The sequence below is a fragment of the Sulfitobacter sp. S223 genome (genome assembly GCF_025143825.1).
Classification (GTDB): Bacteria; Pseudomonadota; Alphaproteobacteria; order Rhodobacterales; family Rhodobacteraceae; genus Sulfitobacter.
In genome coordinates this window covers 489,091-507,841 of the sequence record NZ_CP083560.1, presented here as the reverse complement: position 1 = coordinate 507,841, position 18,751 = coordinate 489,091, and the positions used below count along the sequence as shown (strand labels likewise).

17 protein-coding genes and 1 other RNA gene are annotated in these 18,751 nt (G+C 56.2%); 8 read left to right on the top strand and 10 right to left on the bottom strand.

Annotated elements, in window-relative coordinates; all coding sequences use genetic code 11:
• Positions 1 to 7 precede the first annotated feature (7 nt).
• Together K3757_RS02435 and clpS are read right to left on the bottom strand one after the other, a co-directional pair.
• Complete coding sequence (locus K3757_RS02435) at positions 8 to 1,000, bottom strand: class I SAM-dependent methyltransferase (protein ID WP_259999013.1); 993 nt, start codon at positions 998 to 1,000, stop codon at positions 8 to 10.
• 3 nt (positions 1,001 to 1,003) lie between these two features.
• A complete protein-coding gene (clpS, locus tag K3757_RS02430) occupies positions 1,004 to 1,342 on the bottom strand; it encodes an ATP-dependent Clp protease adapter ClpS (protein ID WP_259999011.1) in 339 nt (112 codons plus the stop codon).
• 90 nt (positions 1,343 to 1,432) lie between these two features.
• Between clpS and K3757_RS02425 the strand changes: the two genes are divergently transcribed.
• The 3 genes from K3757_RS02425 to K3757_RS02415 all read left to right on the top strand — a co-directional run bounded on the left by K3757_RS02425 (position 1,433) and on the right by K3757_RS02415 (position 4,233).
• A complete protein-coding gene (locus K3757_RS02425) occupies positions 1,433 to 2,155 on the top strand; it encodes an HAD family hydrolase (protein WP_259999009.1) in 723 nt (240 codons plus the stop codon).
• On the top strand, positions 2,142 to 2,465 hold the full coding sequence (locus K3757_RS02420; protein ID WP_259999007.1) for a hypothetical protein: 324 nt from the start codon (positions 2,142 to 2,144) through the stop codon (positions 2,463 to 2,465). Before K3757_RS02425 ends, K3757_RS02420 begins: the two co-directional genes overlap by 14 nt.
• A 238-nt stretch (positions 2,466 to 2,703) precedes the next feature.
• The gene (locus K3757_RS02415) at positions 2,704 to 4,233 is read left to right on the top strand and encodes a D-alanyl-D-alanine carboxypeptidase family protein (protein WP_259999005.1); all 1,530 of its coding nucleotides are present in this window, start codon (positions 2,704 to 2,706) and stop codon (positions 4,231 to 4,233) included.
• Positions 4,234 to 4,294: 61 nt separating this feature from the next.
• Here the strand turns inward: K3757_RS02415 and K3757_RS02410 are convergent, their stop codons facing one another.
• The 5 genes from K3757_RS02410 to K3757_RS02390 form a co-directional block, all read right to left on the bottom strand.
• Positions 4,295 to 5,875, bottom strand: a complete 1,581-nt coding sequence (locus K3757_RS02410) for an ABC transporter ATP-binding protein (protein ID WP_259999003.1) — start codon at positions 5,873 to 5,875, stop codon at positions 4,295 to 4,297.
• 190 nt (positions 5,876 to 6,065) lie between these two features.
• Positions 6,066 to 7,178, bottom strand: a complete 1,113-nt coding sequence (locus K3757_RS02405; protein WP_259999001.1) for an ABC transporter permease — start codon at positions 7,176 to 7,178, stop codon at positions 6,066 to 6,068.
• Positions 7,178 to 8,323 (bottom strand): microcin C ABC transporter permease YejB, encoded by a 1,146-nt coding sequence (locus K3757_RS02400; protein ID WP_259998999.1) that lies wholly within the window; start codon positions 8,321 to 8,323, stop codon positions 7,178 to 7,180. The genes K3757_RS02405 and K3757_RS02400 overlap by 1 nt, the downstream gene beginning before the upstream one ends.
• 3 nt (positions 8,324 to 8,326) lie before the next feature.
• Positions 8,327 to 10,255, bottom strand: coding sequence for an extracellular solute-binding protein (locus tag K3757_RS02395; RefSeq protein ID WP_259998997.1), 1,929 nt, complete (start codon positions 10,253 to 10,255; stop codon positions 8,327 to 8,329).
• Between the two features lie 175 nt (positions 10,256 to 10,430).
• Positions 10,431 to 10,931, bottom strand: a complete 501-nt coding sequence (locus K3757_RS02390) for a cytochrome c family protein (protein ID WP_259998995.1) — start codon at positions 10,929 to 10,931, stop codon at positions 10,431 to 10,433.
• Between the two features lie 131 nt (positions 10,932 to 11,062).
• On the opposite strand from K3757_RS02390, the gene K3757_RS02385 reads away from it, so the two are divergent.
• The gene (locus K3757_RS02385; protein WP_259998993.1) at positions 11,063 to 11,917 is read left to right on the top strand and encodes a prephenate dehydratase; all 855 of its coding nucleotides are present in this window, start codon (positions 11,063 to 11,065) and stop codon (positions 11,915 to 11,917) included.
• A gap of 7 nt (positions 11,918 to 11,924) precedes the next feature.
• On the opposite strand, the gene K3757_RS02380 is transcribed toward K3757_RS02385, so the two are convergent.
• Together K3757_RS02380 and nudC are read right to left on the bottom strand one after the other, a co-directional pair.
• Positions 11,925 to 12,389, bottom strand: coding sequence for an SRPBCC family protein (locus K3757_RS02380; RefSeq protein WP_259998991.1), 465 nt, complete (start codon positions 12,387 to 12,389; stop codon positions 11,925 to 11,927).
• A gap of 95 nt (positions 12,390 to 12,484) precedes the next feature.
• On the bottom strand, positions 12,485 to 13,453 hold the full coding sequence (gene nudC / locus K3757_RS02375) for an NAD(+) diphosphatase (RefSeq protein WP_259998989.1): 969 nt from the start codon (positions 13,451 to 13,453) through the stop codon (positions 12,485 to 12,487).
• A 118-nt stretch (positions 13,454 to 13,571) separates the two neighbouring features.
• Between nudC and K3757_RS02370 the strand changes: the two genes are divergently transcribed.
• Both K3757_RS02370 and ffs read left to right on the top strand, forming a co-directional pair.
• Positions 13,572 to 15,407, top strand: coding sequence for a 5'-nucleotidase C-terminal domain-containing protein (locus tag K3757_RS02370; RefSeq protein WP_259998987.1), 1,836 nt, complete (start codon positions 13,572 to 13,574; stop codon positions 15,405 to 15,407).
• Between the two features lie 37 nt (positions 15,408 to 15,444).
• Positions 15,445 to 15,542, top strand: an RNA gene (gene ffs / locus K3757_RS02365) — signal recognition particle sRNA small type.
• 83 nt (positions 15,543 to 15,625) lie between these two features.
• On the opposite strand, the gene K3757_RS02360 is transcribed toward ffs, so the two are convergent.
• Positions 15,626 to 16,462 (bottom strand): neutral zinc metallopeptidase, encoded by an 837-nt coding sequence (locus tag K3757_RS02360; protein ID WP_259998985.1) that lies wholly within the window; start codon positions 16,460 to 16,462, stop codon positions 15,626 to 15,628.
• 59 nt (positions 16,463 to 16,521) lie between these two features.
• On the opposite strand from K3757_RS02360, the gene K3757_RS02355 reads away from it, so the two are divergent.
• Together K3757_RS02355 and K3757_RS02350 are read left to right on the top strand one after the other, a co-directional pair.
• Entirely contained in the window at positions 16,522 to 16,884 is a 363-nt protein-coding gene (locus K3757_RS02355; RefSeq protein ID WP_259998982.1) for a YidH family protein, read from the top strand.
• Between the two features lie 85 nt (positions 16,885 to 16,969).
• Entirely contained in the window at positions 16,970 to 18,721 is a 1,752-nt protein-coding gene (locus tag K3757_RS02350) for a DNA polymerase III subunit gamma/tau (RefSeq protein WP_259998980.1), read from the top strand.
• The last annotated feature ends 30 nt before the right edge of the window (positions 18,722 to 18,751 follow it).

The window sequence follows — 18,751 nt, the reverse complement described above, 5'->3', positions numbered from 1 at the left end:
AAACCGGTCAGCGCCGCTTGCGCAGGGGCCGTGACGCGTGGAAAAGTTTGAACCGCGCATCGCCGCCGATCTCTTCGACCTGTGCAAAGCGGGTTTTCAATTCTGCCTCATAGGGCAAATGACGATTCGCCACCATCCAAAGATGCCCTTGCGGCGCCAATAGGCGGGCGGCTGACGCGACGAACGCCTGCCCGATCTGCGGCTCGGCAGCGCGGCCCACATGGAACGGGGGATTCATGACAATTGTGTCCATCTTGTGCTCGGGCTCCCAATCGGTGCCGTCAGCCCAGTGAAACTGCGCGCGCTTGTCAGTGACATTGCGCTTTGCGCATTCAAGCGCGAGGTGCCCTGCCTCGACCAGATGCACCGCCTCAACACCCTCACGAGTCAGTACATGAGCGGACAAGAAGCCCCACCCAGCGCCAAGATCGCAGACCTGCTTGCCCATTTTTTGTGGCAGCGCATCCGCCAGCAACGCAGAGGCAAGATCAACCCCGTCGGCCGAGAAGACCCCCGGTGCGGTCCAAAAGCCACCTTCCGTGAGGGCCGGTCCGGCCTCCCAATCAGCAAAGCAGTCAGCGGCAGGCGGATCGATCCAGAAAAGCTTACCATGGGTTTTGGTAACAGGGCCATGAACAGTCACACGGGCCTTCATCGCCTTCAGGATGCTTTCGATGCCATCTGTTTTCTGGCCGTCAATCACCACGACGCCATCGCTTAGCGCGCAGGCCTTTGCGATCATCGCCCGCGCTTCTAACTTTGAACGCGGCAAGCAGACCACAGCAGCGCCGTAGCGCCCCTCGCTCAGGACATTCACACGAAAGCCCCGCTCAGCCCATGCGGCATTGGCGGGAAAATGGTCTTGGATAATCTCGGCGCGGTCCTTGGGGATACCGGCAAGATCAGCATCTACACTGGGTGCAAATACAGCAATAGTACCGCTTTCCGGCCACTCAAGGCCGCCGCCGTCAAGCGCCAGCGGCAGTCTCGAATCGAGCATCAGTTATTCTTCTTTTTCCATAGTACATTGCAGCGGGTGCTGGTGACGGCGGGCGAAATCCATCACCTGCGCAACCTTTGTCTCCGCAATTTCGTGACTGAATACGCCGACAACCGCCAGCCCCTTTTTGTGAACGGTCAACATGATCTCAAACGCCTGAGCGTGATTGAGGCCAAAAAACCGTTCTAAAACATGCACAACGAATTCCATCGGCGTGAAATCATCGTTCAGCAGCATCACCTTATACATCGGTGGCCGCTTCGTCTTTGGCTTCACTTTGGTCAGCAGTTCAGTGTCGCCACCGTCTTGCGGGCCTGCCATGGATATCGGATCAAGGTGCATTGCTGCTCCTGCGGTTAAAGCATGTTCATCGGGATGTTCTTTTGTCTATATAACGTGACGCCCCCTTTAGAAAAGAGGCAGCAGACCAATATGTCCCACACTCTCACGACTATCGGCTTCGATGCCGATGACACCTTGTGGCATAACGAACGCTTCTTTGCCCTGACACAGGCGCGATTTGCCGAACTGCTGGCTGACCACACTGACCGTGAAACGCTGATGGCACGGCTTCTAGAGGCGGAACGCCGCAACCTGCCTCACTACGGCTTTGGCATTAAGGGGTTCACGCTGTCGATGATCGAAACCGCTGTTGAGGTGACTGACGGACGCGTTCCAGCATCTGTTATTGCGCAACTTCTGGATGCCGGCCGCGATATGCTGAGCCATTCTGTAGACCTGCTGCCACACGCTGCCGAAACAATCGAAGTGTTGCGCCATGAGTATAAAGTGCTTGTCATAACGAAAGGTGATCTTCTGGATCAGGAACGCAAGCTCGCCCAATCCGGCCTGCGTGATCTGTTTCATGGAATCGAGATCGTCTCGGCCAAAACACCTGACGCTTATGCCCGCATTTTTGCCCAGCACGGCACCGGCGCAGATCAGGGATTAATGATCGGCAACTCGATGGCATCGGATGTTATCCCGATGATCCGCGCCGGTGGTTGGGGCGTCTACATCCCCCATGGACTGACATGGGAAATTGAGAAGGCACCGGCGCCCGATCATGATAAATTTCACGAAATCAGTACATTGTCCGACCTCCCGCCCCTTATCCAGACACTAACTTCCGGAGACCCCAATGCCCCAAGCTGACCTGAGCTATTCCGCAGACATCGCGATAGACGCAACCATCATTCTTGCGAAAATAGAGGAGGTCATTAGCGCCTATGATGGCAACGCAGGAGAGTGCAAAGGCCGCGCCTTTGCCTTGGAAGAGACACACCATACCCACATCCTGCTAAGACTTCGAATGTTACGCAAACCGCATCGTGACGACACCTTTATGCAAGGATTGCTGTCAGCGCTTCAGACCGAACTTCGCCACCATATCCCGCCCCCGTGCATTCTGGGTATCGAGCTGGGATTCCTGGAACAGCATTACGGTTCATTAAGGCTGGAGTGAATCGCCCGCCCGAATTACGGCGAAGCGCGCCCAAATGCTGCCACATTCCTGCCACAATGGCGGGTGTTGTGGTATCTGACTTAGAGGCCTCTAAATGTGCTATGCCGCGCTGCAGAAAATCGCACAAGTCCGTTCAAAACAAGGGTTATCAGACGCCATAATTGCTGCTATCCTCAGGGGATAAATAATACGGCCACCCGAAAAATCGGGGGTCAGAGGCAGAGTTAGGCAGGTTACCATGAAGGTTCGGCGCGTGCAGCCGGCCCGTTTCGGGCTATTCATAATTGCGGCTATCTGGCTGTTCATCATCGTCCCGATGAGCGCCATTGCCGCCCCCTACGCAGCTTACGTTATTGATGCGCGCACCGGCGAGGTCTTGCACGCACGCAACGCAGATACGCGCCTTCATCCCGCATCCCTGACCAAAATGATGACGCTCTATATCGCGTTTCAGGCGATCGAACGCGGTGAGATTTCTCTCGATACTAAAGTGACGGTGTCCCAAAATGCGGCGTCCGAACAGCCAAGCAAGCTGGGCCTGCGGGCCGGACAGAAAATTGCCTTGCGCTACCTCGTGCGCGCCGCAGCGGTCAAATCAGCAAATGATGCGGCTACAGCGATTGGTGAGGCCATCGAGGGCTCGGAGGCGAAGTTCGCACGCCGGATGAACCGCACGGCAAAGCAGTTGGGCATGACCCGTACAACCTTCAAGAACGCGCACGGACTGACTGAAAACGGACACCTTTCGACAGCCCGCGATATGACCGCAATGGGGCGTCACCTCCTGTATGACTTCCCTCAGTATTACAACCTGTTCTCTCGTATCACTGCAGACGCAGGCGTTCGTCAGGTATCCCACACGAACCGCCGGTTCCTGTCCTCTTACAAAGGGGCAGACGGGATCAAGACGGGATACACCCGCGCTGCCGGTTTCAACCTCACCGCCTCGGCAGAGCGCGGCAATGAACGCATTATCGTGACCGTGTTTGGCGGCGCGTCCACGACCTCCCGTAATGCCAAAGTTGCGGAACTGATGGATTTGGGTTTCCGTCGGGCACCTTCATCCGCTCCTTTGCGCAAGCCGGCAGTTCCCGAATACGTTGCTCAAGCCGATCCAGAACCACAGACCGCAGCCCCTGGCGCGAAGGGCAAGACTATTCGCCTGATCCGTGCAGTCAAAGAATCCAAGCGCCCAAAAATTCGACCTGGTTCGGATGAGGCCGTGTTGGCCGCTGTTACCGAAGCATCTGACGCGATGAACGACGTCCTCAGCTCCGCCATTGATGCCGCAGTCGCGCAAGCGAATGCCACACCTGTTCCAGAAGCACCAAAGGTGGCTGAAGCGCAGCCCACTGCAATCACGCCCACCGAACAGCAGAGCGAAACAGTTGAGCAGGTCATACTTGCTGTCGCCAAGACTTCCGTACGCCCCACCCTTCGGCCGAAGGGCCTTGTCGTTATTGGCGCACAGCCAAAATCGGCCAAGCAGGCCGCCCCACAAGAAGTTGTCACACGGGTATCAACATCAGGCGGGCGTCATTGGGGTGTGAACGTTGGCCGCTTTGGCAGCCGCTATGCGGCCGAAAAAGTGCTGATCAAGACCGCTTTGGCTGAAATGGCCACACTTGACGGTTCGCTGCGCAAAGTCATCCAAAAACCGCAGGGGTTTGACGCCAACTTCCTTGGTATGACCCGCGAAACCGCCGATCTGGCATGCCGCCGACTGAAAGCACGTAATGTCAGCTGCTTTATGATTGGGCCGGGCTAAGTTTTACGGCGCCCGGACCGCCTCTGAAATATCATCGCTGTAAATCAGCGGCAGTCGCAACTCATGTCGCAGCTTGTAACAGCGTGCGCGTGTATTCCGTTTGCGGGTTATCGTAAAGCGCGTCCGCATCGCCATATTCCACAACATCGCCCCGCTTCATCACAATGACGCGGTGCGACATCGCGCGAACAACTTTCAGATCATGGCTGATGAACAGATACGCCAGCCCATATTTGACCTGCAATGCGCGCAGCAGATCGACGATTTGCACCTGAACAGTCATGTCGAGCGCCGATGTTGGTTCATCAAGCACAAGCAAACGCGGGCGCAGCACCATCGCGCGTGCAATCGCGATACGCTGGCGCTGGCCACCAGAAAACTCATGCGGATAGCGGTCCATTGTGGCGGGGTCCAACCCGACCTCAACCATCACATCATGCACCAGCTCGCGTTTATCTCGGTCGGGGTCAACTTTGTGAATACCAAGGCCCTCCGCGATGATCTGCATGCAGGTCATACGAGGCGACAGGCTGCCAAACGGGTCCTGAAAAACGATCTGCATATCCTTGCGCAAGCGGCGCAGATCCTTGGTCGACCACTTTCGGACATTCTGGCCCATAAATGTAATTCCGCCCTCCGACGCAATCAGCCGCATGATCGCCAATGCCAAAGTCGTCTTGCCCGAACCGCTTTCACCCACTATGCCGATGGTTTCACCGGCACGCACGCTGATGGTCGCGTCATTAACCGCTTTCACGTGGCCAACGGTGCGGCGCAGCAAACCCTGCTGGATCGGGAACCAGATTTTCAGGTGCTCTGTCTGCGCAACAACTTCCGCTCCAACTGGTACAGGGGCGGGACGGCCCGTAGGCTCCGCGCCAAGCAACTTTTGCGTATAGGGGTGCTGGGGGTTGTCAAAAATGTCCTTGGTCGGCCCCTGCTCGACAATCTCACCGTGCTGCATGACGCAGACACGATCCGCGATCCGGCGCACCACACCCAGATCGTGGGTGATGAAAAGCAGGCCCATGCCTTCGCTGTCTTTCAGATCTTTGAGCAGGTCAAGAATTTGCGCCTGAATGGTCACATCCAGCGCCGTTGTAGGTTCATCCGCGATCAAAACGTCCGGCTTATTGGCCAGAGCCATCGCAATCATCACCCGCTGGCGCTGACCGCCAGACAGCTGATGCGGATAAGAGCCGAGGCGGCTTTCGGCATCGTTTATCCCGACTTTTTCCAACAGCTCCAGAATGCGCTGGTGCAATGCCGCGCCTGTCAGGCCTTGGTGCAGAGTCAGGCTTTCTGCTAGCTGCTTGTCGATCGTGTGCAACGGATTGAGTGATGTCATCGGCTCTTGGAAGATAAAGCTGATGTCATTTCCGCGCACTTTGCGCAGCAGCGCCTCATTGGCGCCGATCATCTGCTGCCCATCATATGTGACGGATCCCTCCACATGAGCAGTATCACCAAGCAGCGATACCGTACTCAGCGCTGAGACCGACTTCCCCGAGCCACTCTCGCCCACTAGCGCGACCGTCTCGCCGCGCTCAAGGTGGAAAGAGATGCCTTTCACCGCAGGCGTCAGTTTACCGTCTTGGCGGAAAGACACGCTAAGGTTTTGAACGTCAAGAAGTGGGGCCATCAGAATGTCACCACACCCGTCAAAATCGCAGTGGCCCAGACGAAACCAGCGAACATGACCACTCTTTCCCGAATAGGCGGGTAGGTAACTGTCAATTTGCGCATACCAGCGACTACCGCCAAAGTAATAGCTCCGCCCATGCAAGCGCAGGCTGAATAATGATTTAACCGGAAACCATCTTGAGTCGCCATCATTGGAACGTCTTTCTGGGATCGAACGCATCGCGGATCCCTTCGAAAATAAACACAAGCAGCGACAACATGATCGCAAAGGTGAAAAAGGCCGTGAACGCCAGCCAAGGTGCTTGCAGGTTCTGCTTGGCCTGCAACGTCAGTTCCCCAAGGCTTGGCGCGGAAGACGGCAAACCGAACCCGAGGAAATCGAGCACCGCAAGGGACGAGATGGTGCCAGTGATCAAGAACGGCAACATCGTGAGCGTCGCGACCATTGCGTTGGGCAGCATGTGCCTGAACATGATCGTTACATTGCCAACGCCCAGCGCCCGCGCCGCACGCACATATTCCAGATTGCGCGCCCGCAGAAATTCGGCACGCACCACGCCCACAAGGGCCGTCCAACTAAACAACACCAACAAGAACACCAAGAGCCAAAAACTACGCCCCAAAATCGCGAACATAATGATGATCACATACAGCGATGGTGTGGATGTCCAAATCTCGATCACGCGCTGGAATATCAGATCAAGCCAACCTCCAAAGAACCCCTGAACGGCACCGGCAGCGATGCCGATGATGGTGCTAAGACCCGTAACCAGCAGGGTAAACACAATCGACAGACGGAAACCGTGTATCACCCGCGCCAGAACATCACGCTTGGTCCCGTCTGTGCCCAGCAGATTCTCCCCGTTTGGCGGCAGAGGTGCTGCGCCGGGTCGATCAACGGCAGTATCATAGCTGTAAGGTATCGGCGGCCAGATCGACCATCCTTTTTGAAATCCTTCAACGCCGTCACCGAAAGTGCCTTCGGAAATCTGCGCGACGATGCCTTCGGGATCGTCAAAACAATCCTCAAGACCACCACTTGCAATCAGGCACTTCACCTCGGGATCGCGGTAGGCGGCTTCAGTCTGGAAATCTCCACCAAAGGCCGTCTCAGGATAGAAGTTAAAGATCGGCATGAAATAGTCGCCGCGGTAATTCACAAGGATCGGCTTATCGTTCGCCAGAAACTCGGCAAACAGCGACAACGTGAATACCACTGCGAAAATCCACAGCGACCAGAACGCGCGCCTGTTACGTGTAAAATTGCGCCAGCGGCGCTGGTTGAGCGGAGACAACGCCATCAGCCTTCCCTCTTCTCGAAATCAATGCGCGGATCAACCAGCACATACATCAGGTCCGAGATGATGCCGACCACAAGACCAATCAACCCGAAGATGAACAGCGTGCCAAACACGATCGGGTAGTCACGTGCCACTGCGGCCTCGAACCCCAACCGCCCAAGACCATCAAGAGAAAAGATCGTTTCAATGATCAGACTGGAGCCGAAAAAGACACCTATGAACACCGCCGGAAAACCCGCGATCACGATCAGCATCGCGTTGCGGAAAACGTGACCGTAAAGCACCTTCCGTTCGGACAAGCCCTTGGCGCGGGCCGTCATCACGTAGTGTTTTTTGATCTCGTCGAGAAAAGAATTTTTGGTCAACAGCGTTAGGGTGGCAAATGCGGAAATGGTAGAGGCAAGAACCGGCAGCGTGATGTGCCAAAGATAATCCGTCACCTTGCCCCATGGGCTGAGTTGATCAAAGTTATCCGAGGTCAGGCCGCGCAGCGGGAAAAGCTCGTAGCAGGTGGGGTTAAACGCCGCCCCGCCGGGCCACATATCCGACAGACCAGGGATGCGAAAACAGTTGGCAGGTACAAATAGAACCAACAATAGGATGGCAAACAGAAAGCCGGGAATCGCATAGGCCGCAATGATTGCGCCCGATGTCCACGTGTCAAATTTCGATCCGTCACGCACAGCCTTCTTGATCCCGAGCGGGATAGAAATAAGGTAAGCAATTAGCGTAGACCAAAGTCCCAGCGTAATTGATACTGGCAACTTCTCTTTGATCAGATCAATCACCGAGATTGAGCGAAAGTAACTCTCGCCGAAGTCGAACATCATATAGTTGCCCAACATGCGAAAAAAGCGTTCGACCGGTGGTTTGTCGAAGCCGAATTCTTTCTCCAGCTCCGCAATAAATTCCGGTGGCAGACCACGCGAGCCGACATAGTTGTCACTGCCGCCCAAATCTACAGTCTCGGAATCAGATCCGGAGCCGGCGAAGCCACCAAAGACATCGCCACCGCCCTGAATCCGCGCAATTGCCTGCTCAACCGGTCCGCCCGGTACGAATTGGACCAGTGCAAAATTGACCAGCATGATCCCAAACAACGTGACGGGGATCAGCAATAGCCTTCTGAGAATATAGGCGCCCATGGATTACCTCAATGCGCCTGCCGCGCGCAGTTTTTCTGCTTTGTCGGCGTCGTACCACCAGAAATCCAGATAGCCCAGCGCATAGGCGGGTTGATCCTCTGGATGGTCATACTGATCGTAGTAGGCAGTCCAGTAGACATCGTTGTACCACGCCGGAATCATGATGAATTCATGGCGCAACGCGCGATCCAGCGCCATCATCGCCGCTTCTTCCTCTTCGCGGGTTTCGGCCCTCAGGGATGCTTCGATGATAGCGTCCACCATCGGGCTGGCCAGGCCAGCGGGGTTAAACAGCGAATAGCTTGCCGCTTCTGATCCATACCGCTGGGAAAGACCTGTACCTGTACCCAAGAAGGCCGCGTATTGATCATAGACCATGTCATAATCGCGATCTCGCTCGCGGGCGGTGTATTGTGAGCTGTCCACTTTCTCCAGAACGGCGTCGATGCCGAAGCTTGAAAGATTGGACATGAAATTCTCAATCACAGCCGACAATGTTGCAGACCCGGCAGAGTTCAGCAGGAAGGTCAGCTTAAGCGGCTCACCTTGCGCATTGCGCCGTTTGCCGTCATCACCCACGGCCCAGCCAGCGTCATCCAACAGCTTCATCGCAGCACGCGCGTTGCGCCGGTCAAAAAGGCGGTCCGCGTTGGACGTGTGCGGCAGACGCACCTCTTCGGTCAGCATCTCAGGCGAAATCACGTCGCCAAGGCGTTGCAACAGGGCCAACTCTGGCCCTTCCGGCATTCCCATCGCCATCAAGGGCGTATCTTGGGTGAAAGACGCACGCTGCTTGAACAGCCCGTATTGCAGCGATTCGTTGATCCATTCAAAGTTGAAGGCAAGCGATACAGCTTCGCGTACGCGTTTGTCCTGCAACACTTCACGACCAAGGTTAAACACAATACCCGCTGGTGACGGGGGCGATCCGTCCGGGATCTCCTCTTTCACAACAAAGCCGTCTTCAACTTTCGGGAAGTCATAGGCTGTCGCCCACTGCTTTGAGTTGCCTTCATTGCGGAACGTATACTCACCCGATTTAAAAGCCTCAAAAGCGGAGTTTTCATCACCGAAGTATTCAACGCGGATGGCGTCAAAGTTGTTGCGCCCCACGTTGAACGGCAGGTCCTTACCCCAATAGTCAGGATTGCGCTTGTAGACGATGCGGCGGTTCACATCGACGCTATTGATCATATAGGCACCAGAGCCCGGCGACGTTTCCAAACGGCTTTCGTCCAGCCGCGCGCCTGTTTCATCATACCATTTCTTAGACCACGCAGGCACACCGCCGACTTGTTCAATCAAACTGCGGCGCGAGATTCCTTCGGTGAAATAGAACTTGATTGTGTAATCGTCGATCACTTCTACTTTCGGGATCTGTTTGCGCACATAATCGGCGTAAGATTTCAGCCCCTGCTCTAGCAGCAGGTTATGCGAGAACGCGATGTCGTGGGCCGTGACCGGATCGCCGTTGGAAAATCGCGCCTCGGGGCGCATGTGGAAGACCACCCAGTCTTTTGTCTCGGGGTATTCAACGCTTTTGCACAACAGGCAGTAATACTCTGAATATACATCGGCTGGCGCGGATTCGCCGCCAACCCCTTCGCCCAGCAGGCTCTCGTACATCACTGTGCTCAACACGCCACCACGGCCCTTGCGGGAATAAGGGTTCATCGAATCGAATGTACCAAGCGTTGAGATCGAAATTTCTCCGCCCTTTGGAGCTTCGGGGTTCACATAATTGAAATGCGGGAAATCTGCGGGATAGCTCAAATCACCGTAGAAAGAATAGCCATGGCTCGTGATTGTTTCTTGATGCTCTTCTGCCTGAACTGCTTCGCCCCAGATTACCGCACATGCGCCCACCGCGAGGGCAGAGCAAAGCTGCGCGATGGAGAAGGGGCGCTTGGGGGCAAAAGTATCTGACGTCATGAAGAGGCTCCTTGGGGCAAATCAAACGGGCTGTGCATTCAGAAATGTAAGCTAAAGGCCACGCACGCCAAGATACAAGTTGCAACTCTGTGATCTGGCGGAAATCTGTCAGCAAACAGCAAAAAGGCCGCCCGAAGGCGACCCTTTGTGATTCTAACGCTCATTTGGTCCCGAATTAGTTATCGAGGCTATCCAGATAGGCGATTACGTCTGCGCGGTCTTCAGCCTTGTTCAAGCCTGCGAAACCCATTGTTGTTCCTGGTGCCGATGCGCTTGGTTTTTCCAAAAACGCATTGAGGTTCTCGGGGCTCCATACATCGCCGACTTGCTCAAGCGCGCCGGAGTACTGGAAGCCCTCCGCAGAATCGATTGCACGACCCACAACACCGTAAAGGTAAGGACCAGTTGCGTTCGCGCCCTGCTCTGCCTTGTGGCATGCGGTGCATTTACGGAACACTTTAGCACCATTATCAGCCGACGCTGCGGCAAGCAGCTCTTCGAAAGGTACTTCTGCTTCGGGCTCTGCGGCCTCTCCGCCGTCAACTGCGATCGCATAGGACGGCTCGCCGTGCAGTTCGGAGTGGTACAGCTCTTCGCCGGCCCAGCCGCCCAACAACAGCACAAGCCATGCGCCCAAAACACCAGCAGCTACTTTCGTAAGGGTCATTGTATCCATGGGTCAGTCCATCGTTTTAAAAAATTTTCAGTTGTTTGACGCGCTATCTATTGCTTTCCCTCTCTGCAAGCAAGGTGTAGTTACCGCGACCAATCGCCCAAGTCGCTATGTTTTTCAAAAGGACCGATGTGATGACCACAAAACAGCCACAGCGCATCGCGTTTCAGGGCGCTCTTGGCGCCTATAGTCATGAGGCCTGTTTGCAGGCACGGCCCGACGGAATTCCAGTGCCTTGCACAACTTTCGAAGGTGTCTTGCGCGCCGTGCGGGAAGGCCGCGCAGATCTGGCCATGCTTCCGGTCGAAAATACGACCTATGGCCGCGTCGCAGACATTCACCGGCTGCTGCCCGAAAGCGGCATGCACATCATTGGCGAAGCTTTTGTACGCGTTCGGATCGCCTTGATGGCGCGTGCCGGAACCACACTGGAACAAGTCAAACATGTCCGTGCGCATCTTGTTCTGCTGCCGCAGGCCCGTAGTTACCTAGATGCACACGGGATCACCGCAGAGGCCGCGGCCGACAGCGCCGGAGCAGCGGAGGAATTGGCCGCAGGCGGGCCCGCCCATGAAGGCGTTCTGGCCAGCGCGGTCGCCGCGAATATCCATGGGCTTGAGGTATTGGCCGATGGCATCGAAGATCTTGATCACAACACCACGCGGTTCCTGCTGATGGCGCCAGAGATTGATCTCACACGGCGCGGCACCAAGATGATGACGACTTTCGTCTTCGAAGTGCGCAACATTCCTGCGGCTTTGTACAAGGCGATGGGCGGCTTTGCGACGAACGGCGTCAACATGACCAAGCTAGAAAGCTATATGGTTGGCGGGTCTTTCACGGCGACACAATTCTACGCCGACATCGAAGGGCACCCTGACGATCCGGCAGTTCAGCGCGCATTGGAAGAACTTTCTTACTTCACAAATATGCTAGAGATTCTCGGCGTGTATCCCGCTGATCCCGGTCGTTGGGATATCGCAACCTAAAAGCAATTCAGGCGCTCAAGTGCCGCTCTTCGAGCGTTTTGACAAATTCCGCGACCCGCAGTTTGTATTTCTTGGTCAACGATGTTTTTGCCAGTTTGAGCGATTGCACCAGCAGACGCGCAGACAGGTTAAGAGGCTTTACGTCAAAGCTCATCATGATCCGCGTGCGGCTTTTGGAAAGGGCAACCAGTTCTACAGTCATCAGTGACATCAACCCTTGCGAGCGACACTCGAAGACCATTTCGTTAGGTTTGTCGAAGGTGACCATTTCAATCTCGACCTGACGCCGCTTGCCGCGCAAACTGAAAGCCGTCCGCCACCCCATGCCGACCCCAAGCGCTGCCTTGGTGTCTGTTCGCTGCACCTCCGCGCCCCGACGCATGGCAGCGCGTTCGAACATTTCGAAGTCACACAGCATCGCAAACACAGCATCAATCGGCGCCTCGATGTCTTCTTTGCTCGCGAATTTCATGACTGCCTCATATTATTCTTTTTATGCGTCTTGTGGATTTTAGGGCCTCTCTGGATAGGTTCAAGCCACTTCGTAACGAAATGCCTATCGTGAAGTTAATCCAGTTCATCTCCAAGCCAACGCTCTATGAGAAAATGAGCGATCGCCCCTTTTCGCGCTGGCATAATCTCGGGATGATGCCCTTGTGATACGGCCATCATGTCTTCGCGGGTGACCCAACGGGCATCCTCGATCTCAAGCGGATCAATGGTTATTTCGCTGGTGGTCGCATGGCCCCAACATCCAAACATCAGCGAAGCAGGGAACGGCCATGGCTGGCTGGCAAGATAGCCTACCTCTCCCACGCGCACCCCCGCTTCCTCGAACACCTCACGGCGCACGGCAGCTTCCAACGTCTCACCCGGCTCAACAAAACCGGCCAACAGTGAATACATTCCCTGAGGCCAACCGGGCGACCGCCCTACCAAAACTGAATTCCCGTGCGTGATCAACATGATCACGACCGGATCTGTTCGCGGAAAGTGGGAGGCCCCACATGCAGGGCAATGCCGCTGCCAGCCTCCCTGCGCAAGCTCGGTCTTGGCCCCGCAACACGCACAGAACTGGTGAATTTCATGCCAGCCGAAGACCGCTTTGCCAGACGCTGCAAGCTCCGCATCGCGCGGCGTCAGCCACGTCATGACACGCCGCAATTCGGCAAATACCATCCAATCCGGCAAAGAAGGGTGGCGTTGTTCGCTTGGGTCCATAAATCCGCCAAGGTTGCGCTCATCCAGATCGGACGGTGCCCAAGCGGATAGATCAACCGCGAACACTGGCCCGCCCTCTTCACGGCCCAACAGAATTGGCGGCGTATCCGAGTCGCGCAATGCTGCGTGATCCAGTGCAAGCCGGATCAATCCCGCAGGGCGCTCTGCAGAAATGAGAGGCTTGCCGCGCCAGAACACAACAGCACGTGCTGACGGGTCAGCCAACGCTTCGCTCAGGGCTTTCGGATCGCTGCGCAGCTCTCCCGCGCGGTCAAGGCCAGAGCCGCCAAATGTCACATGTTCTGCGTTCTTCATTCGAAATTCCTTTTGAACCACTCGGATGTTGTTGGATGTTTGGGCGATCCAAGGGAATCATGCAACGCTTACGCATATTCCGATTTACCCCTGCAACTGTAGGTGGTATTTTTTCTTTATGGCAGCCCCGTTTATCTCGTCCCAGCAATCCCCGACGCGGCCTGCCGCGCAAATTCGCTTGCTGGCAACAACTGACCTGCATGGCCATCTTCTGCCGTATGACTACATCAAGGACCAGCCGACACAAGGCGGCGGCCTTGCCGGACTTGCTACCCTGATTGCAGAGGCGCGCGCGCAGGCTAAGGCCAAGGGCATACCGGTAGCGCTGGTGGATAATGGCGACACATTTCAAGGCACGCCGCTGGCCAGCTATCTTGTCGCAGAGGACGTGCGACCCGACCATCCTATTGTCGCGGCGCTCAATTATCTGGACTACGATGCGGTCGGACTTGGAAACCACGATCTGGATCATGGCCTTCCCTATCTCAAGGCTATCGCACGCGCCTTGAAGATGCCGATACTCAGCTCGAACCTACATGGAAATGACATCCACCCGCTGCAACAAAGCCTTTTGTTACCCATGGATATTGGCCCGAACGCCCCTGCGCCATTGACGCTTGGCATGCTGTCTGTCCTACCAGAACAAAGCGTTGCGTGGCAGAGCCATCACTTGAGCGATCAAACCACGCTAGAGCCCCTGAGCGCGACCATACGAAACGCCGCTGCCGCCCTGCGACAAAGCGGCGCCGATTTAATTGTGATGCTTGCGCATCTTGGCGTCGGCGATCCGGACAGCCCCGAACTGTCTGAGCGCGCCGCCCATGTTGTTGTGCAGGCAGGCTTTGTAGACGCAATGGTGCTCGGACATACACATCGCCGCTTCCCCTCATCGGACTATGCCGATCGAAAAGGCGTGGACCTTTGCAAGAGTATGATCGGGGATATTCCTACGGTTATGCCGGGCCATGCCGGGTCTGACTTGGGCATCATCGATCTGGATTTATCATACGACGCGATAAGTGGCTGGCAGGTCGTCGAACACCAGTGTGTGCTGTTGTCAAATACAGGCCATAACCCTCCTGCCCCGTCAGAAACAATCAAAGCTCTTACCGCGACAAAGCACGCTGAAGTCAGGGCAGCATTGAACGTGCCGGTCGCAAGTACAGGTGAAAACCTTCACAGCTTTTTCTCTTTGGTTGCCCCTGCATCTACGCAGTTACTTGTTGCGCGTGCGCAGCACCGTTTAGTCTCTGAGATGATCGCGGGCACCCAAGATGAAAGCACACCGGTGCTTTCTGCGGTGGCGGCGCACAGCGCAGGCGGACGGGACGGACCGGAAAACTATGTGTTTATCCCCGAAGGCGAAGTTCTAAAGCGCCATATTGCGGGCATGAATCATTTTGCAAACCAAACCGTCGCCATCCGGATCACTGGGGCAGAACTGAAGAATTGGCTTGAGCATTCGGTACTTTTTTTCAACGCGTTGCAGCCCAATCAGCCAATGCAGATGCTGATAAATCCAGAAATTCCTGGGTTTCAATTTGACACAATTTTTGGCCTGCACATCCGGATCGATCCGACAGCACCGAAGCACACCCGCATTACAGAGATGAATTTTGACGACGTGCCTGTGGAACCCCAGCAAGAATTCATATTGGCTACGAACCAATTCCGTGTCGCTGGCGGCGGGGGCTATCCGCTGACAAACCCTGATCGGATCGTAGCAGCAAGCGATCGCGCTCTTCAGGATGCCATCATTGGCGTCTTGCGCAGCTCTGCCCCCCATCCCTACGCAGGGCAGCCACCATGGCGCTTTGCACCGCAGAACGGCGTTGAGACATCTTTTCTGACGCACCCAGATGCACAGAATTACCTTGAAGAGATTGCCGATCTAAAGCCGCAGGTATTGGGAACAACGCCGCAAGGCTTTCTGAGCCTTTCTATCACGCTCTAGTCTTGCAGCATCGCGATAGATTGCCTATATGACCCCTTGAGAGGTTGGTGCGGGCAGGCGCCTCGCCAACCTGGTCAGATCCGGAAGGAAGCAGCCACAACGAGTCCCGCTTGGGTCGTTATCAATCTCTCACCTTAGTGTTTTTTGCACCGCAAAAAGCGCAGAAGTCCTACAGAGGCATTCACAGAACGCGCCCCATAGGACCCTAAAACTAGCAATCACAACCTTGCCGCTGCGAAGGTATCGCACTCTCCTACCGCGCCTGTATCATACCCGCGACCAAACCAGCTCGCGCGCTGTTCAGATGTGCCGTGGGTGAACGTGTGCGGCTGCGGCACGCGACCTGCCTGCCGTTGAAGGTGGTCATCACCAATCTTGCGGGCGGCGTTTAACGCTTCTTGCAGATCGCCCCGTTCCATCAAGCCTTTGACATTTCGCGCCCACACACCCGACAGGCAATCCGCCATCAACTCTAGGCGAACAGTCAGCGCATTTGCCTCTGCCTCAGACCCTCGCTGGCGCGCTGCGTTCACCTTAGGCAAGATACCCAGTTCATTCTGGACGTGGTGAGCCACTTCATGCGCGATGACATAAGCCGCGGCAAAGTCGCCGCCGGCCCCCATCTGGCGATCCAAAGCACGGAAGAAATCGGTATCCAGATATGCTTTGCTGTCAGCAGGACAATAAAACGGGCCGGACGCACCGCTGGCACCCCCACAGGGGCTTTGCGTCACGCCATCGAATATTACCAGTTTCGGCGGCTCGTATGTACGGCCAAGCTGGTCGCGGAACACGTTCGTCCAGACTTCTTCTGTTGTCGTCAGCACCTGCGCGCTAAATGTGCTGGCCGCATCATCGCCGACGGCCGCGCCGCGGCTTTCTTGCTGAACACTGCCACCCTGCAAAAGAGGCGACACATCAATGCCGGTGAAATAGCCGATTGCCAGTACCGCCAGAACACCTGCCACGCCAAGGCTGCTTTTGCCGCCCATCCTCCGCGTGCCGCTGCCACGCCGCTCGACATTGCTACTACGTCGAATTCCCTTAAGCCGCATCGCATCCTCCAAACTGGTCACCACTTGTCATAGTAACACTATTGCGCCACTAAAGTTCAATGCCACAGGAAAACGAACTTGCCCAAGACCGCACCGACTGGGCGGAAGACCGGACCATACTGGCCAACGAACGCACGTTCGCAGGCTGGATGCGAACGGGCATGGCCGCTGTTGCCCTTGCCATAGGCCTGCGCGCAGTTTTCGGCGAGTTCGAGCCAACATGGCTTGCCAAGGTTGTCGCAACTATTTTTGTCGTCCTTGCCATTTTCATTTTCTGGGCAGCGCAATCCTCTGCCCGCCAAACGTTGTCACGCCTGCATGACAACCAAGCCCATGCACAACCGATCAAGCGCATGCAGATTATCGCTGTCATTCTTGCCTTTGGTGCGGTCGCGACAGGCGGTATCCTTTGGGCTCTCTAGCGGTATAATCCCCCCTCCCCGTTGCCCCCGCGCGCACCAGCGCCTACCTTACAGCTATCTCCCGAATCCCATCGTCAGGATCCTCATGTCAGACGCCACCGCCTACCGCGTGCTTGCCCGTAAATACCGCCCCGAAACCTTCGCCGATCTGGTCGGGCAGGAGGCGATGGTACGCACGCTCAAGAACGCTTTCGAAGCTGACCGCATCGCCCAAGCGTTCATCATGACTGGCATTCGCGGCACGGGTAAAACCACCACCGCACGGATCATCGCAAAAGGTATGAATTGCATTGGCCCCGATGGTACCTCCGGCCCGACAACAGAACCTTGCGGCGTTTGTGAACATTGCACGGCCATCATGGAAGGCCGTCACGTCGACGTGATCGAAATGGATGCCGCGTCCAACACCGGTGTGGCCAACATCCGCGAGATCATCGATTCGGTTCACTACCGCGCCGCTTCGGCCCGCTACAAAGTCTACATCATCGATGAAGTTCACATGCTCTCTACCGGTGCGTTTAACGCGCTGCTCAAAACGCTCGAAGAACCCCCCGAACACGTCAAATTCATCTTCGCCACCACAGAGATCCGCAAAGTACCTGTCACGGTTCTGTCGCGGTGCCAGCGCTTTGACCTGCGCCGTATCGAACCGGAGGTGATGATTGCACTTCTGCAAAAGATCGCCGGCAGCGAAGGTGCAGAAATTACTGAAGACGCCCTTGCGCTGATCACCCGTGCGGCCGAGGGTTCTGCGCGTGACGCGACATCGTTGCTGGATCAGGCCATTAGCCACGGCGCCGGTGAAACGACTGCTTTGCAGGTCCGCGCAATGCTAGGTCTCGCCGACCGCGCACGGGTCTTGGACTTGCTTGATATGATCCTGCGCGGTGATGCGGCCGGCGCGCTGACAGAGATTGGTGCGCAATATGCCGAAGGGGCCGACCCCATGGCCGTGCTGCGCGATCTGGCCGAGATCACCCATTGGATCAGTGTGGTGAAAATCACGCCGGATGCCGCCGAAGATCCAACAATCTCTCCTGAAGAGCGCGACCGTGGCCGCGTCATGGCCAGCGAGCTTCCCATTCGTGTGCTGACCCGCCTTTGGCAAATGCTGCTAAAAGCGTTGGAAGAAGTCGCCAGCGCGCCCAATGCGATGATGGCAGCCGAAATGGCGATCATCCGATTGACACATGTGGCTGATTTGCCTTCACCCGACGAATTGGTCCGCACACTTCAAAACACTCCGGCACCGGCACCCGGCGCTTCACCCGCGCCCGGACCGTCTTCGCCGGCGGGCAGTGCAGGCGCACAGGCAGTAACGCACGCACAAACGCGCATGTCCTCAGCGCCGAACGCGGCGGGCCAGACCACTGCCTTGGCACATGATCCGGCCTCTGCGTTGGCGCATTATCCAACATTCGAACATGTGCTGGAACTCATCCGGCATAACCGCGATGTGAAGCTGCTGGTAGAGGTGGAAACATCCCTACAGCTTGCGGCTTATCAACCTGGTCGAATCGAATTTGTGCCGACAGATTCCGCACCACGTGATCTGGCCCACCGTATCGGGGCAAAGCTTCAACTGTGGACGGGCAACCGTTGGGCAGTCACCGTGGTTAATACCGGTGGCGCACCCACTATCGCCTCATTACGTGATGCCAAGCAGAACGCCCTACGCGCAGATGCAGAAGCGCATCCGCTGATGCTGGCTGTTCTTGCCCAGTTCCCGAAAGCAAAAATTACCGAAATCAGAACCGCCGAAGACATCGCCGCCGCTGCCGTCAGCGAAGCCTTGCCCGAGGTCGAAGACGAATGGGATCCTTTCGAGGATAGTTAAGCGCCCCTTGTCGATCCCGACACAAACCAA